This window comes from Rhizobium sp. L43, from assembly GCF_002531725.1.
In the GTDB taxonomy this organism is placed as follows: domain Bacteria; phylum Pseudomonadota; class Alphaproteobacteria; order Rhizobiales; family Rhizobiaceae; genus Rhizobium.
Genome location: NZ_NWSQ01000023.1, coordinates 38,072 through 54,127, shown reverse-complemented (window position 1 = coordinate 54,127; position 16,056 = coordinate 38,072). Strand labels below are relative to the sequence as shown.

The following is a 16,056-nucleotide window of genomic DNA, read 5'->3' as shown; positions in this document are numbered from 1 at the left end:
GGCACCAACTTGAATGAGGCGGCCGGATTTCCCAGGCGGGAGATCCGGCCTTTTTATTGGTAACGGGATATAATCATTTTTCTTGCTAATTTACGTGCCGATCGCCGCATTTTGTGGCATTCCGCTGAATTGAGGCAAGCATGAATCACGCTTCTGGATTGACGACATCCCATTGAAGCCGGATTCGCTTGAAAGGATGCGCTGCCTTGAATGGCGCGCGAAACGCAGGAGTGCAGATGAAGAGACGCTATTTCGGGACCGACGGCATTCGCGGCCAATCCAACGTCTTCCCGATGACGCCGGATCTCGCGATGCGGGTCGGCATTGCCGCCGGCACGATCTTCCGCCGTGGCAACCACCGCCACCGTGTCGTCATCGGCAAGGATACGCGCCTTTCCGGTTATATGCTTGAGAATGCCATGGTCGCGGGCTTCACCGCCGCCGGCCTCGACGCCTTCATTCTCGGCCCGATCCCGACACCCGCCGTCGCCATGCTGACGCGCTCGCTGCGCTGCGATATCGGCGTGATGATCTCGGCTTCGCACAATCCCTACGAGGATAACGGCATCAAACTCTTCGGGCCCGACGGCTACAAGCTTTCAGACGAGCTCGAATCCGAGATCGAGGACCTGCTCGAAAAGGACCTGAATGCGCAGCTCGCCAAATCCGATGATATCGGCCGCGCCAAGCGCGTCGACGGTGTGCATGACCGCTACATCGAACATGCCAAGCGGACTTTGCCGCGCGACGTGACGCTGCAGGGCCTGAGGATCGCGATCGACTGCGCCAATGGTGCCGCCTATAAAGTGGCGCCCGCCGTGCTGTGGGAGCTGGGCGCTGATGTCGTGACGATCGGCAACGAGCCGAACGGCACCAACATCAATCTCAATTGCGGTTCCACCAGCCCCGTCGCGCTGCAGAAGAAGGTCGATGAGGTGCGCGCCGATATCGGCATTGCGCTCGACGGCGACGCGGACCGCGTCATCATTATCGACGAGAATGGTTCGATCGTCGACGGCGACCAGCTGATGGCCGTCATTGCCGAAAGCTGGGCCGAGAGCCAGCAGCTGCGGGGCAACGGCATCGTTGCCACTGTCATGTCCAACCTCGGCCTCGAGCGCTTCCTCGACGAGCGCGGCATGGCGCTTGCCCGCACGAAAGTCGGCGACCGCTACGTCGTCGAGCATATGCGCCAGCACAATTACAATGTCGGCGGTGAGCAGTCCGGCCATATCGTGCTCTCGGATTACGGCACGACCGGCGACGGTCTCGTCGCAGCGCTGCAGATCCTGGCCGCAGTGAAGCGCACCGGCCGGACCGTCAGCGAGGTCTGCCGCCGTTTCGAGCCGGTGCCGCAGCTCCTGCGCAATGTCCGCATCAGCGGCGGCAAGCCGCTGGAGGATATCCAGGTGCAGAAGGCGATCGCCGATGCCGAAGCCGAGCTCGCCAAGAGCGGTCGTCTCGTCATTCGCCCCTCGGGCACCGAGCCGCTGATCCGCGTCATGGCCGAAGGCGACGACCGCGCCCAGATCGAGCGCATCGTCAACGAGCTGATCGGCACGATCTCGAACGTCCGGACCGCCGCCTGATCGCTCAGAAAGACTATCGAAGCCGGTACGGGAGCGCCGGCTCTGACGGCTAACGGAGCCGGCCAACCCCTCTTTCGTCATGCTCGGGCTTGTCCCGAGCATCTGCAGTTGGTGCGGCAGATCCTCGGCACAAGGCCGAGGATGACGTCGAGTAGAGAACGAGATTTGTCAACAAACTGAGCCGGTGCGAGTGCGCTGGCTTTTCGTTATGCGCATTGCTCCCGTAGATCGTATGGTTACTGCAGACCGGATTTTCAATGCCGCGATCCCTGCTCCTCTTCAGGAAGATCGAAGAAATACGGTAAACAAGCGTGGTTAAGCAGCTTTTAACGTTTCCCATTCATTATCCATGCGACGCGTACCAGATTGGCAGCGACTTGAGCCTGCCGACGCAACGGGATTTTGGAGTGGGATCCATGAAAAGAAGCTTGTCCGGCATCTTTGCCGCATTGTTGATCGCGACAAACGCCTATTCCGCGGATCTCGCCCCTGCCGAGCCTATCCCGGAGCAGCCGCCCGAGGTGACGGTCAGCGAAGCGACCGGCTGGTACCTGCGCGGCGATGTCGGTTATGCCTTCACCGATCTGCGCGGCGCCCGCTATTTCCAGGGCAGCAACGCCACGGAAGTCGATTTCGACGATGCCGACCTCGACGACGCATGGACGGTCGGCGGCGGTGTCGGTTATCAGATCAACAGCTATCTGCGTACCGATCTGACGTTCGACTATCTCACGCAGGCTGATTTCAAGGGCTCGACATCCGGGCAGTGCGGCTTCCCGCTGGTGGATTGCACGTCGAGCGACCGTTCTTCGCTGACTGCCTACACGCTGCTTGCAAACGCCTATGTCGATCTCGGCACCTATGGCTACGTGACACCTTATGTCGGCGCCGGTATCGGTGGTTCCTACGTGAAGTGGAAGAACCTGCGCAACGTTGCCTGCGCCGATGACGGCAGCTTCTGCGACGATCAGGTCACCCATGGCGGCAAGGGCAACTGGCGCTTCACCTACGCGCTCATGGCCGGAGCCTCGATCGACGTGACCTGCAACGTCAAGGCCGATGTCGGCTACCGCTATCTGCATATCGACGGCGGCAACATGTTCGGCTATGCCGAGAATGGCGGCCCTGGCCGCGACAAGGGTCTCAGCGTCCACGAAGCCCGCGTCGGCGCCCGCTATCTGTTCGGTGGCTGCGCTCAGCCGGTGGCCTATGAACCGCCGCCGGAAATTCCGCTGCAGCAGCCGGTCTACAAGTAATTCCAATTCGCTACATCAAAAAGCCGCCCCGAACCGGGCGGCTTTTTCGTGCCGTCAAGTTCACCTGCGTCAAAATATCCTCCCTCTGCGACACTTCGATCTTGACTATGATGCCTGCTATCCATACACCCGGCGGCGGGACACCCTTCCCCAACGAAGGGCTTTCTATCTGAGAGGATAGCATCATGGCGAAGACTGCAAAGCCGGACATCCGTCCGCACAATACCCATTTTTCTTCTGGCCCCTGCTCGAAGCGCCCCGGTTGGTCGCTCGAAGCCCTTTCCGACGCGGCCCTTGGCCGTTCGCACCGTGCGAAGGTCGGTAAGACGAAACTCAAGCAGGCCATCGACCTTACCCGTGAAATTCTCGACGTGCCGGCGGATTACCGCATCGGCATCGTTCCGGCCTCCGATACCGGCGCCGTCGAAATGGCGCTCTGGTCGCTGCTCGGCGAACGCGGCGTCGACATGCTCGCCTGGGAAAGCTTCGGCGCCGGCTGGGTCACCGACGTAGTCAAGCAGCTGAAGCTCAAGGATGTGCGCAAGCTCGAAGCCGGTTACGGCGAGCTTCCCGATCTCTCCGCCGTCGATTTCGACCGCGACGTGGTCTTCACCTGGAACGGCACCACCTCGGGCGTGCGCGTACCGAACGCCGATTTCATTCCCGCCGACCGCAAGGGCCTGACGATCTGCGACGCCACCTCGGCCGCTTTTGCGCAGGAACTCGATTTCGCCAAGCTCGATGTCGTCACCTTCTCCTGGCAGAAGGTTCTGGGCGGCGAGGGCGCGCACGGCGTCATCATTCTGTCGCCGCGCGCCGTTGAGCGTCTGGTCACCTACACGCCCGCCTGGCCGCTGCCGAAGATCTTCCGCATGACCTCGGGCGGCAAGCTGACGGAAGGCATCTTCCAGGGCGAGACGATCAACACGCCGTCGATGCTCTGCGTCGAGGACTATATCGATGCGCTTGTCTGGGCCAAGGGCCTCGGCGGCCTCAAGGCGCTGATTGCGCGCGCCGATGCCAATGCCAAGGTCATCCACGATTTCGTCGCCGCAAACGACTGGATCGCCAATCTCGCCGTCAAGGCGGAAACGGCCTCCAACACCTCCGTCTGCCTGAAGATCGTCGATAAGGACGTGAGCGCTCTCGACGACGACGGCCAGGCGAATTTCGCCAAGGGTCTCGTCGGCCTGCTGGAAAAGGAAGGCGTCGCCTATGACGTCGGCCACTACCGCGACGCGCCGTCCGGCCTGCGCATCTGGGCCGGCGCCACGATCGAGGCATCCGACATGCAGAAGCTGATGCCGTGGCTTTCCTGGGCTTTCGAAACCCAGAAGGCGCAGCTTGCTCAGGCTGCCGCCTGACCTGATCGCATCCGGCTCCGCCATCGGGCGGAGCCCAGCATTCCTATTTCATCCATCGCTGAACACTTTTGAAGGAGGCCATAATGGCACCTCGCGTTCTCGTATCCGACGAATTGTCGGAAACCGCCGTCCAGATTTTCCGCGACCGCGGCGTCGAAGTCGATTTCGAACCGCAACTCGGCAAGGACAAAGACCGTCTGCTCGAAGTCATCGGCAACTATGATGGCCTGGCTATCCGCTCGGCCACCAAGGTGACGGAAAAGATTATCGAAGGGGCGAAGAACCTCAAGGTCGTCGGCCGCGCCGGCATCGGCGTCGACAATGTCGATATCCCGGCCGCCTCGCGCCGCGGCATCATCGTCATGAACACGCCCTTCGGCAATTCGATCACGACAGCCGAACACGCGATCGCGCTGATGTTCGCCGTCGCCCGCCAGCTTCCGGCCGCCGATACCTCGACGCAGGCCGGCAAATGGGAGAAGTCGAAATTCATGGGCGTCGAGATCACCGGCAAGACGCTCGGCGTCATCGGCGCCGGCAATATCGGCTCGATCGTCTGCGCCCGCGCCATCGGCCTGAAGATGCACGTCGTCGCCTACGATCCGTTCCTTTCGAAGGAGCGCGCCGAGGAGATGGGCGTCACCAAGGTCGAGCTCGACGAGCTTTTCGCTCGCGCCGATTTCATCACCCTGCATGTGCCGATGACCGACAAGACGCGCGGCATCCTCAACAAGGAAGCGCTGGCAAAGACCAAGCCCGGCGTGCGCATCATCAATTGCGCTCGAGGCGGCCTGGTCGACGAGGCAGCGCTTGCTGAAGCCATCAAATCCGGCCATGTCGCCGGTGCCGCTTTCGACGTGTTCGAGGTCGAGCCCGCCAAGGAAAGCCCGCTCTTCGGCCTGCCGAACGTCGTCTGCACGCCGCATCTCGGCGCTTCGACCACCGAGGCGCAGGAAAACGTCGCTCTGCAGGTGGCCGAACAGATGGCCGATTACCTCGTCAAGGGCGCGGTCTCCAACGCCATCAACATGCCATCGATCACCGCCGAGGAAGCGCCGATCCTGAAGCCCTTCATTCGTCTCGCCGATGTTCTCGGCGCCTTCGTCGGCCAGGTCACCGAGGAGCCGATCAAGGAAATCGAAATCCTCTATGACGGCATCACCGCCAACATGAACACACGGGCGTTGACGAGTGCCGTGCTCGCCGGCCTCATCCGCCCGCAGGTCGCCGATGTCAACATGGTTTCGGCGCCGATCATGGTCAAGGAAAAGGGCGTTGTGCTGTCCGAGGTCAAGCGCGACAAGACGGGTGTGTTCGACGGTTATATCAAGCTGACGGTGACGACCGAAAGCATGACGCGTTCGGTCGCCGGCACCGTGTTTTCGGATGGCAAGCCGCGCTTCATCCAGATCAAGGGCATCAACCTCGATGCCGATGTCGGCTCGCATATGATCTACATCACCAATACCGACGTCCCCGGCATGATCGGCTTCATCGGCACGACGCTCGGTGTTGCCGGCGTCAACATCGCCAACTTCCAGCTCGGCCGCGACAAGCAGGGCGGCGACGCCATCGCGCTGCTCTATGTCGACGGCGAGGTTGATGACAGCGTGCTTGCGCAGCTGACGGCCCACCAGGCGATCCGCCAGGCAAAGCTGCTGACCTTCAACATCGACTGAGTTTCCTCCTCCCAAGGAAAACATCGAAAACCCGGCGCGGGAAACGGCGCCGGGTTTTTGCTATTTACGAACCGATGAGCTTCAGTGATGCCGGCGTCGGCGGACAATCCTGCCGAGACGGGCAGCATCGTCCTGCGCCTTCGTGCGGTGAAGGAAAGCGAGCCTGCTGCCGTCAAAACCCTGGAAGAATTCGTCCCAGGAAATCTCGTCCAGCGGTTCCGAGGTGAAATCGACGCGGACGGTTTCGCTGTCCGGCGCGTTCTTGATACGGGCGGGATGGCCGCCGCGCTCTTCGATCCAATGCCTGATCTTGCTGTAATCCGTTGTCGTGCCGACCCTGGCCATGAAACCCTCCTCAGCATTCGGTTGCGACATCGATGTAGCCCGGCAACGTACGACCGGTGGAATTGTTCCATGGCTCCAATTATTTTTGGAAAACCAGGATCATGATCGCAGCTTGCCGCTTTGCTTATTTCGCCGGTGGAAGCTTAAGATTTAGCCTCGATTATGAGTCTGATTTTATTTAATTTTTTCGATACTCTCTCTGGGGATCGGCATGAGGCGCCCCGAATTTCCATAGGCCCTTTGCAGAAGCCGAACAGATGGGGCCCCCAGCATGAGCAGGAATAGAGGATCGCTGCCTTCGGCGGCGGTTGCCGGGCATCATCAAGCATTCTTTATTTTGAGAACAGCGGCCGAACCGTCATAATTGTCGCGGGCTGGAAGGAGGATGCATATGAAACGCTATTCATTCTCGGTAATCGGACTGGCGCTCGTGACTGCCATCATCGCCAATCCGGGCATCGCATTCGCCTGTAACAAGCTGATCGGCACCTGAGCCGCACCCCCTGCTTTCCCAAGGCGCGGCTTCGGCTGCGCCCCCTTTTCGCCTGGGAATACGAAACTATCGGGCGTCCGAAGGCCCGCCCCTTGCGTCCGGGGGCAATCCTTTCTATATCGGTCCCTCATCGAGAGACGGCGGCCGATCCCGCCGGAGATCAGCAAATCCGCCGCAATTGCAGCGCAAGGGCGGATCGTGACCCAAGCAGAATTGGCATCATCGTTGAACACACTGGATTTTGACAAGAAGCCGGAAGAGACCCGTGTCGTCGTCGCCATGTCGGGTGGCGTCGATTCATCCGTCGTCGCCGGCCTTCTCAAACAGCAGGGTTACGATGTGCTCGGCATTACGCTGCAGCTTTACGATCATGGCGCCGCCGTTCACCGCGCCGGCTCCTGCTGCGCCGGCCAGGATATCGACGATGCGCGCCGCGTCTGCGAAACGCTCGGCATCCCCCATTATGTGCTGGATTACGAGAAGCGCTTTCGTGAGACGGTGATCAATCCCTTCGCCGAAAGCTATGTGGCCGGCGAAACGCCGATCCCCTGCGTGTCCTGCAACCAGACCGTCAAGTTTGCCGATCTGCTGGCGACCGCCAAGGAACTCGGCGCCGATGCGCTGGCGACCGGCCACTATATCCGCTCAGGCCGCAACCCTTCGCCGGAGAGCCCCGGCCGTCGCGCGCTGTTCCGCCCGGCCGATGCCGACCGCGACCAGAGCTATTTCCTCTTCGCCACGACGCAGGAACAGATCGATTATCTCCGCTTTCCCCTGGGCGGCCTGCCGAAGGCCGAGACCCGCAGGCTTGCCGAAGAGATGGGCCTCGTCGTCGCCAAGAAGGCCGACAGCCAGGACATCTGCTTCGTGCCGCAGGGCAAATATTCTGACATCATCACCAAGCTGAAGCCGAATGCGGCGCTGGCCGGCGACATCGTCCATCTCGACGGCCGCGTGCTCGGCACCCATGAAGGCATCCTGCACTTCACCATCGGCCAGCGCCGCGGCATCGGCATCGCCACCGGCGAGCCGCTCTACGTCGTTTTACTCGACGCCCGCTCGCGCCGTGTCATCGTCGGGCCGAAGGAAGCACTGGAGACGCACCGCGTCTATCTGCGCGACGTCAATTGGCTGGGCGATGAGACGCTTGCGGAAGCCGCTTCCGGCACAGGTTTCGCCTGCTACGCCAAGGTCCGTTCGACGAGGGCGCCGGCGCCCGCCGTGCTGCATGTCGATGCGACCGGCACCTATGTCGACCTGACGGTCGGCGAGGCGGGCATCGCGCCCGGCCAGGCCTGCGCGCTTTATTCCGCCCCCGGCGACAATGCCCGCGTCTTCGGCGGCGGCTTCATCGAGCGCTCCGAGCGCGAACCTGCGGCGGAAGCTTCGCTGAAGGCGCTTTTGGCCAGCCCCGTCGCCGCCTGAAAGCCATAGGAAACGGCGCCCCACAAAGCCCACCGTTTTTCTCGATCATGCGCTTGACACAAAGCCGAAGCGCACCTTATAAGCCGCTCATCCCACGAACCGGCATCGCTTCGCGAGCAGGTATCGTTGACCAGTGGCGGAGTAGCTCAGTAGGTCAGAGCAGAGGAATCATAATCCTTGTGTCGGGGGTTCAAATCCCTCCTCCGCTACCATTTTCTCAATTGCAGAATTAGCGATTTTTGCGGCTTAATTTTGAGCCGGTTCCGGCGGTCGCGGTCAGCTCGGATCTGCCGGATTTCCGCTAACGTCGAGGACTTGGGCCTATCTGTAGAGCGCCAAAAGCAATATCGGCATCTTCGTCGTCCAAAGATGGTATGAGGTAGCGATAATAATAGCCCATACGGCCAGCGAGAACATGAGCGCCGCTAACCTGATGATTCCGACTGACTGCATCATTTCCTCCATCCCAGCATAATCGTCCCCCCTCGGACGATCCAATGCTAGCAAGGCTGAGGGCGATCAGCTATCGCAAGAAATTGGTACCGGACAGCCGCTGCAGAGCGTGCTTGGAAAAGATGCAAGTTTTCGGCGATACGACGCCCTTTCCGGATCCATCAAACGATGAAATGGAAGTTGTCGTATTGCGCGCCGTAATAGTCCGGGCCGCTCGTTTCGGTGATGACGGGCTCGGTGTCGAGCACGAGGTAGTCGATCGCGCCGTAGGCGCTGAGATCGATCACTTGCGGGTCATGAATGCTGTCGGCGGTGACGTTGACCGTGACCAAGAATACGGTATCGCCGTTCAGCCGACCTTCGATCGTCAGAACGTTGTCATAGTCCGACGTGCCGTTTGCGACACTGAATTGCTCGATCTGGAAGGTGCCGCCATCGGCGGCTTGGACGGGTGTCCAGAACACGCCGCCTGACAAATAATGGTTGCCGTCGGCTTCCTTGTGTATCGTTGCGTCATCACCATCGTGCCAGGCACCCCAATCGAAGCCCTTGTAGCCCGTGGGGAAGTCGTGTTTGCCGACATCCTCAAAATTGACGAAGACGTCGCCGCGTTCCGGCAGGTCGACCGCGATATTGAGCAGGCCGAAGTCGGTGGCGCCTTTGCCATCCGAGATCTTGAAATTGAACTGGTCGACGAGTTGATCTCCCGGGCCGAGCGCTGCCACCACCGGGTTGGTGTGATCGAGTTCATAGGTGTAGTTGCCGTTGGAATAGACGGTCAGCGTGCCGTATTTTCCCTCGATTGTCGTCGTTGTGGCAGGTCCATCCGGATCGGCCGGCTGCGGAATTCGCTGTCCGTTCACGAAGTTGAGGCGCACCCGATCTCCGTCGGCATCCGTGGAACTGGTGCTGTCCAGGATGTTGCCGTCGATCGGGTTGTCGATGTTGAAAATAGGCTGGTATACGTCGCCTGCGACCGGCTTGTGGTTTGCCATTTCTATCCCCCGTGTAATGCTATGTTCAACTATGCAACCCTATCGGGTGTGTGGCAACGGAAATTCATAGAGCTTAAAGTCGATTCCAAACATCAAATCCAACAGACTTGGGTTAGCTATAGACCAGGCATCCAATTAAAAGGATCGGCATCGACGTCGATCGTGATTATCAGTGAGGATTTTATGCACTGTCCTGCGCGGATTCCGTTTCATCGATCAGGATGTTTCTCGCCTCTTCTGGCGATGCACCAATTTGGCCTGCAGAAACCTTTCGGGCGGTCCAATAATGACAGGCAGATGATGACGTCATAATGACGATATACTGGGTGAAAGGGAGTTGATCGGCACGGTCCGCGGGTCTGCCGATCGCTGCGTCAATGGAGCCCGCCGACCCCGAGCAGGCTCTCGACGACCTGGTGATCCCTGGTGAGGCTCTCTGGCGTTCCCGCCCAGGCCAGTCGCCCTCGTTCGAGAATGACGACCTGATCGGCGAAATCGAGCGCGCTCTGGATACGCTGTTCGACCAGAAGGATGGTCATGTCTCCCGTCTTGGCGAGCTCGGCAAAGGCAGCCATCAGTTCCTCGCAGATAACGGGGGCGAGGCCCTCCAGCGGTTCGTCGAGCAGCAGGACGGAGGGGCGGCCGAGAATGGTGCGGGCGGTGGAGAGCATCTGCTGCTCGCCGCCGGAGAGCTGGCTGCCGAGGTTGCGGCGGCGCTCCTTCAGACGCGGGAACATGGCATAGGCTTCCTCCAGCGCCGTCTTCGGTCGCGTTTTCAAGCCGACGAAAAGGTTCTCTTCGACCGTCAGCGTCGGGAAGACGCAGCGCGTCTGCGGCACGTATCCTAGGCCCTTATGCGCCCGTGTCGCGCTTGGCGCCGTGGTGACATCCGAACCGCCGAGGCGGATGCTGCCCTCGTAGCGTCTGGTCTGGCCGGCAAGCGTTGCCAGCAACGTGGTTTTGCCCATGCCGTTGCGGCCGAGCACGGCCAGCCGTGCGCCCGCCGGCACGGAGAGAGAAATGCTTTCGAGCACTCGTGTCGGCCCATATCCGGCCGACAGATTTTCGACCTCAAGCGATATGGCTGGCATGGGCATAGCTCCCGAGATAGGCCTCGCGCACGCGCGCGTCTTTGGTGACGTCTTCAGGCAGGCCATCGAAGATGATTGCGCCTGACGCAAGCACGATGACGCGTTTCGCAAAACGGAAGACAAGATCCATGTCGTGTTCGATCATCAGCACGGCGAGATCGGCAGGCAGATCGGCGAGCGCCTGCTCGATGCGGCCGGTATCGCTCTGCGGCACGCCGGCTGCCGGCTCATCGAGCAGCAGCACCTTCGGTCTCAGCGCCAGCGCCACGGCGATCTCAAGAAGCCGCTGCTGGCCATAGGCGATCTCGCTGACCTTGCGATGCGTCAATGAAGCCAGTCCCAGTTTTCCCAAGAGCTCGTCGACCTCGGCCATGACCTCGGGCATATGCAGGAAATTTCCGAACATATGGCCGGTCTTGCCGTCGCGTTGCAGGACGGCAAGCCCCACATGTTCGGCCGGCGTCATCTCCTGAAACAGCCGTGTCACCTGAAAGGACCTGACAAGCCCACGCTTGACCCTGCCGATGGCATCGACCTTCGTCACCCTATCGCCGCCGAGGCGAACCTCGCCGGAATCGGGCGACAGATTGCCGGTCACGAGGTTGACGAAGGTGGTCTTGCCGGCGCCGTTCGGGCCGATCAATGCGATGCGATCGCCTGGCGCCATCGCCAGCGAGACATCATTGGTGACGGCAAGGCCGCCGAAGGCTTTCCTGAGATTGGCGACTTCGAAGACCGGGCTCATGAACGCTGCTCCGTGCGGCGTCGAATGAAGGCCGCTGCTGTGCCATAGAGGCCTTTCGGTGCAAAGAGCACGACGGCGATCAGCAGCGCGCCGACCATGGTCAGCCAGTGGAAGGGATTGGCGGCCGAGACGTAGTCTTCAAAGAGCATGAAGATGACAGTGCCGGAGAGCGCGCCGAAGAGAGAGCCGGTGCCGCCGAGCACCAGCATGACAAGCGCTTCGGCCGACTGGGTGAAGGACAGGCTGTCCAGGCCGACGACCTGCGTCGAGATCGCATTCAAGGCGCCGCCGACACCGGCAACCGCGCCCGAGATTCCATACATCCTGATGAGAGCGGCCTTCGGCGAAGCGCCCATGGCGCGAACGCGCAGCGGGTCCTGCTTGATGGCGCGGCAGAGTATGCCGAAGGGCGAGCGGACCAGGAACCGCAGCAGCACGAAGACGATGAGCAGCAGCGCCATTCCGAAGAAGAAGGCGGTGTGACCGTAGAGATCGAATTCGAAGAGGCCGAGTACCGGATCCGGCGCGATGCCGGAAAGTCCATCGCTGCCGCCTGTCCATGACGACGCCTTGTTGGCGAATTCATGGAAGAGGTTGATGAGCGCAATCGACAGCACGAGCTGCGGCAATCCATGCGCACGCAGAATAATGACGCCGCAGAGCAGCCCGGCAACCGCGCCGCCTATTATGCCGACCAGCATCATCAGCAGCGGGTCGTTGATGCCGTAATGTGCCGACAGGATCCCGGCGGCATAGGCGCCGGACCCGAAAAGTGCTGCATGGCCGAGCGTTGCGACGCCGCAATAACCGGTGACGAGATCGAGCGACAGGACGAGCAGTGCGATCGTGATCATCCGGGTCAGCAGTGCGAGATTGTCGGGGAAGGCGAAATAGCCGATCGCGGCGATGGCTGTGATCACCGCTATTCCAGCGAGATCGCGGCTGATGGTTCTGCGCCGATGCTGGAGACGTCCGTTTTCGTTGTTCACCACCAGCGCCATCTCATTTCGCCCTTCCGGCCAGGCCGCGCGGGAAGACGCAGATGATTGCGATCACGGCGAGATAGAAGAAGAATTCGCCGAATTCGGGCATCAGATACCGTCCCGTCGTATCGATCGCGCCGAGCAGCAGGCAGGCGATCAGCGCGCCCGGAATAGAGCCGGCGCCGCCGACGGAAACGACGACCAGGAAGGTGACCATGTAGCGCAGCGCGTAATAGGGTTCGACCGGCAGCAGTTCGGCGCCGACCACGCCGCCGAAGGCGGCAAGCCCGACGGCAACGGCAAAGCTCACCGCATAGATGATCTCGGTGCGCACGCCGAGTGCCGCGGCCATCGCCGCATCGTCGACGGAAGCACGCAGCTTGACGCCGAAGCTCGTCCTGTCGATCGCAAACCAGAGCGCGAGCGCGACGGCCAGGCCGCAGAGGATGACGAAAAGCCGATGAAGGGGAATGGTGCGGAAGCCGAGATCGGCCGATCCCTGCAGCGCACCAGGCAGCGGTATGGTCTTCAGCGTCGGCCCCATCAGGTAATTTGCGATGCCGATGATGCAGAAGGTGAGGCCGATGGTCATCAGCACCTGGGTCAGCTCAGGCGCGCCATAGATCCGGCGGTAGAGGAAACGCTCGATCGGGATTGCGACGATGATGGTGATGACAATGGCGGCGAGGACCGCCACCGCATAACCGAGGCCGAGGTCGCGAGCGGCATAGGAGGCGATATAGCCGCCGATCATCGCGAAGGCGCCATGGGCGAGGTTGACGACACGCATCAGCCCCATGGTGACGGAAAGGCCGATAGATATCACGAAGAGCACCATGCCGTAGGCAAAGGCATCGACGGCTATGCTGAAGACTGTCTGCATGGAACTACCTTGCTTCAATGCGGCGGGCTCGGCGCGCCCGGGCAGTTCCGGAGATCGGAAACCTGCCCGGGGGCAATCGCGGAGCCCGTCGCATATCAGGATGCCGGAGCTTACTTCACAGCCGCCAGACCCGGATCGCCCTGTTTCTCGAAGGTCTGGACCTCCTTGTTGATGTAGGTTCCGTCATCGGTTTTGACGACTTCGCGCAGATAGATGTTCTGGGTGATGTGACGGCTCTCCGGGTCGATCGAAACCGGGCCGCGCGGGCTCACCCAGGCAAGGCCCTTGACCGCATCGACGGCCTTCTCGGCATCCTGCTTGCCACCCGTCGCCTCGATCATCTTGTAGATCACATACATGCCGTCATAGGCGCTGACCGCGGGGAAGGAGAGTTCGGCCTTGTTGCCGATCGCCTTGGCGGCCGCCTCGACGAAAGCCTTGTTCTCGGGAGAGTCGTGCGACACCGCGTAGTGGAAGGTCGTCTGAATGCCGAGCGCGGCATCGCCCAGTGCCGGCAGATCGGATTCCTGCGTCAGATCGCCCGGCGCGAAGAATTTGATGCCGGCGGCCTTCAGGCCATTGTCGTTGTAAGCCTTGACGAAGCCGAGCGTCGTCGGACCGGACGGCAGGAAGGCGAAGACGCCCTGCGCGCCGGAATCCTTGATGCGCTGCATGATCGGGCTGAAGTCGTTGGTCGCAAGCGGCATGCGGATCGCTTCGACCACCTGGCCGCCGGCCTTTTCGAACCCTGCCTTGAAGGCATTCTCGGCGTCGATGCCGGGGCCGTAATCGCTGACGACCGAAATCACCTTCTTGACGCCGGCGTCAAAGGCGACCTTGGCGATCGGCGTCGAGGTCTGCCAGGTGGTAAAGGAGGTGCGCACGACAAGCGGGCTCTTGGTGACGATCGCCGAGGTGGCGGCGTTCATGATGACCATCGGCACGTTGCCCTGCTTCAGGATCGGCGTCACTGCCATGGCGTCGGGCGTGAAGTAGAAGCCTGTGAGATACTGGACCTTCTCCTTGACGATCAGCTCCTGCGCCAGCGCCTTGGATTGGGCGGGATCGGCCTGCGGCACGTCGCGATAGACGATTTCGACCGTGTCGCTGCCGACCTTGCTGCCGTTGACCGCCATATAGGCGTCGATGCCGGCCTTGAAGTTTTTGCCCTGGAGCGCGAACGGACCGGAGAACGGGCCGATGACGCCGACCTTGATGTTCTCGGCATAGGCGCTCGTGCCTATGGCGATTGCCGCAACGGCGGCCAGAAACAGCTTCTTCATTCTCTTCTCTCCCTTTTTTGGCGCACTCCCGGCGCCGTATTCGCCAACCTCTCAAAATTGAGCGTTAGCTTGTCATGCGAAATGGTGATGTAAAATGAAATAAATCCCGGAATTCATGTTCACACGGTTATGAACTGGAGCGGAAACAATGGACGGCCAGCTCCGTGTTCAACGTGGCTTGCATCCGTCGCCAATCTCCCCGTCAGAATGGCAATCCCACATAGTTTTCCGCGAGCACCGTCGAGGCGGCGCGGGAATGGGTGAGATAGTCGAGTTCGGCCTCTTGGATCTTCTGTTCGAAATCACCGGTATCAGGAAAACGATGCATCATCGTCGTCATCCACCAGGAAAACCGAACGGCCTTCCACACCCGGGCAAGCGCCTTCTGCGAATAGGCGTCGATGCCGCTATTCGAGCGTTCGCGGTAATGTTCGACCAGCCCGGAGAAAAGGTAGTGGACGTCGCTAGCGGCAAGGTTCAACCCCTTGGCGCCGGTCGGCGGGACGATATGGGCGGCGTCGCCGACAAGGAAAAGCCGGCCGAAACGCATCGGTTCGGCGACGAAGGAGCGCAGCGGAGCGATGGATTTCTCGAAGGACGGCGCGGTCGTCAATGCCTCGGCGTGATGCGCCGGCAGACGCCTTCGCAGCTCGTCCCAGAAGCGATCGTCGCTCCAATCCTCGATCTTCTCGTCGAGCGCGCATTGGATGTAGTAGCGGCTGCGCGTGGCCGAGCGCATCGAACAGAGCGCAAAGCCCCTCGGATGGTTGGCGTAGATCAGTTCATGGCTGACCGGCGCCACGTCGGCAAGGACGCCCAGCCAGCCGAAGGGGTAGACCTTCTCGAAATGCCTGATCGATTTTTCGGGGATTGTCTTGCGGCTCGCGCCATGAAAGCCGTCGCAGCCGGCGATGAAGTCGCAATCGATGCGTTGTGTTGCGCCGTCCTTGCTATAGGTGACGAAGGGAGAATGGCCGTCGAAATCATGCGGCGTGACATTGACGGCATCGTAGATCGACAGGGAGCCGCTCGCTTCGCGCCGCTCCATGAGATCGCGCGTCACTTCGGTCTGTCCGTAGACGGTGACGCGCCTGCCGCCGGTCAATTCGTGCAGGTCGATGCGATGGTCGCGGCCGTCGAAGGCCAGTGAGAAACCGTCATGCGGCAGGCCTTCGGCATGCAGCCTCGCGCCCGCTTTGGCCTGATCCAGCAGCCCGACAGTGCCCTCCTCGAGAACGCCGGCCCGAACCCGGCCGAGGATGTAATCCTTGTTGACGCGATCGAGAATGACATTGTCGATGCCGGCTTCGGTCAGAAGCTGACCAAGCAGCAGGCCGGATGGTCCCGAACCGATGATGGCGACCTGAGTTCGCAAATGCTTCCTCCCTGCATTTTTGCGTTTTGTCAGATTCTGCCGTGCCGTCTTTGCCGCAGCAATGGACATCCCCGCCTAAAAATTGCACTAATCGAAC

13 protein-coding genes and 1 tRNA gene are annotated in these 16,056 nt (G+C 61.0%); 6 read left to right on the top strand and 8 right to left on the bottom strand.

Translation table 11 applies throughout. The features are described 5' to 3' along the window. Window positions 1-236: 236 nt before the first annotated feature. The 4 genes from glmM (at window position 237) to serA (ending at window position 5,888) form a co-directional block, all read left to right on the top strand. Window positions 237-1,589 carry a phosphoglucosamine mutase gene (gene glmM / locus CO667_RS26080; RefSeq protein ID WP_097621180.1) on the top strand — a complete coding sequence of 451 codons (1,353 nt, stop codon included), beginning with the start codon at window positions 237-239 and terminating at the stop codon, window positions 1,587-1,589. 416 nt (window positions 1,590-2,005) lie between these two features. Beyond that, entirely contained in the window at window positions 2,006-2,845 is an 840-nt protein-coding gene (locus CO667_RS26075; protein WP_097621179.1) for an outer membrane protein, read from the top strand. Between the two features lie 185 nt (window positions 2,846-3,030). Then, a complete protein-coding gene (locus CO667_RS26065) occupies window positions 3,031-4,209 on the top strand; it encodes a phosphoserine transaminase (protein ID WP_097621177.1) in 1,179 nt (392 codons plus the stop codon). An 83-nt stretch (window positions 4,210-4,292) separates the two neighbouring features. Beyond that, window positions 4,293-5,888, top strand: coding sequence for a phosphoglycerate dehydrogenase (gene serA, locus CO667_RS26060; RefSeq protein WP_097621176.1), 1,596 nt, complete (start codon window positions 4,293-4,295; stop codon window positions 5,886-5,888). Window positions 5,889-5,969: 81 nt separating this feature from the next. On the opposite strand, the gene CO667_RS26055 is transcribed toward serA, so the two are convergent. Then, window positions 5,970-6,233 carry a hypothetical protein gene (locus CO667_RS26055; RefSeq protein WP_097621228.1) on the bottom strand — a complete coding sequence of 88 codons (264 nt, stop codon included), beginning with the start codon at window positions 6,231-6,233 and terminating at the stop codon, window positions 5,970-5,972. Window positions 6,234-6,951: 718 nt separating this feature from the next. On the opposite strand from CO667_RS26055, the gene mnmA reads away from it, so the two are divergent. Both mnmA and CO667_RS26045 read left to right on the top strand, forming a co-directional pair. Next, window positions 6,952-8,151 (top strand): tRNA 2-thiouridine(34) synthase MnmA, encoded by a 1,200-nt coding sequence (gene mnmA, locus CO667_RS26050; protein WP_097621175.1) that lies wholly within the window; start codon window positions 6,952-6,954, stop codon window positions 8,149-8,151. 135 nt (window positions 8,152-8,286) lie between these two features. Further along, a tRNA-Met gene (locus CO667_RS26045) sits at window positions 8,287-8,363 on the top strand. 402 nt (window positions 8,364-8,765) lie between these two features. On the opposite strand, the gene CO667_RS26040 is transcribed toward CO667_RS26045, so the two are convergent. From CO667_RS26040 to pobA, 7 genes are all read right to left on the bottom strand, one after another. After that, on the bottom strand, window positions 8,766-9,617 hold the full coding sequence (locus CO667_RS26040) for a VCBS domain-containing protein (protein ID WP_348627816.1): 852 nt from the start codon (window positions 9,615-9,617) through the stop codon (window positions 8,766-8,768). 356 nt (window positions 9,618-9,973) lie between these two features. Further along, window positions 9,974-10,690, bottom strand: a complete 717-nt coding sequence (locus tag CO667_RS26035; protein WP_097621173.1) for an ABC transporter ATP-binding protein — start codon at window positions 10,688-10,690, stop codon at window positions 9,974-9,976. Beyond that, on the bottom strand, window positions 10,671-11,435 hold the full coding sequence (locus CO667_RS26030; RefSeq protein WP_097621172.1) for an ABC transporter ATP-binding protein: 765 nt from the start codon (window positions 11,433-11,435) through the stop codon (window positions 10,671-10,673). Before CO667_RS26030 ends, CO667_RS26035 begins: the two co-directional genes overlap by 20 nt. Further along, window positions 11,432-12,436: a branched-chain amino acid ABC transporter permease gene (locus tag CO667_RS26025; RefSeq protein ID WP_097621171.1), complete on the bottom strand. Its 1,005-nt coding sequence runs from the start codon at window positions 12,434-12,436 to the stop codon at window positions 11,432-11,434. The genes CO667_RS26030 and CO667_RS26025 overlap by 4 nt, the downstream gene beginning before the upstream one ends. 1 nt (window position 12,437) lies before the next feature. Continuing rightward, on the bottom strand, window positions 12,438-13,301 hold the full coding sequence (locus CO667_RS26020; RefSeq protein WP_097621170.1) for a branched-chain amino acid ABC transporter permease: 864 nt from the start codon (window positions 13,299-13,301) through the stop codon (window positions 12,438-12,440). Between the two features lie 110 nt (window positions 13,302-13,411). Next, on the bottom strand, window positions 13,412-14,584 hold the full coding sequence (locus CO667_RS26015; protein ID WP_097621169.1) for an ABC transporter substrate-binding protein: 1,173 nt from the start codon (window positions 14,582-14,584) through the stop codon (window positions 13,412-13,414). A gap of 202 nt (window positions 14,585-14,786) precedes the next feature. Continuing rightward, window positions 14,787-15,959, bottom strand: coding sequence for a 4-hydroxybenzoate 3-monooxygenase (gene pobA, locus CO667_RS26010; RefSeq protein WP_097621168.1), 1,173 nt, complete (start codon window positions 15,957-15,959; stop codon window positions 14,787-14,789). Window positions 15,960-16,056 lie beyond the last annotated feature (97 nt).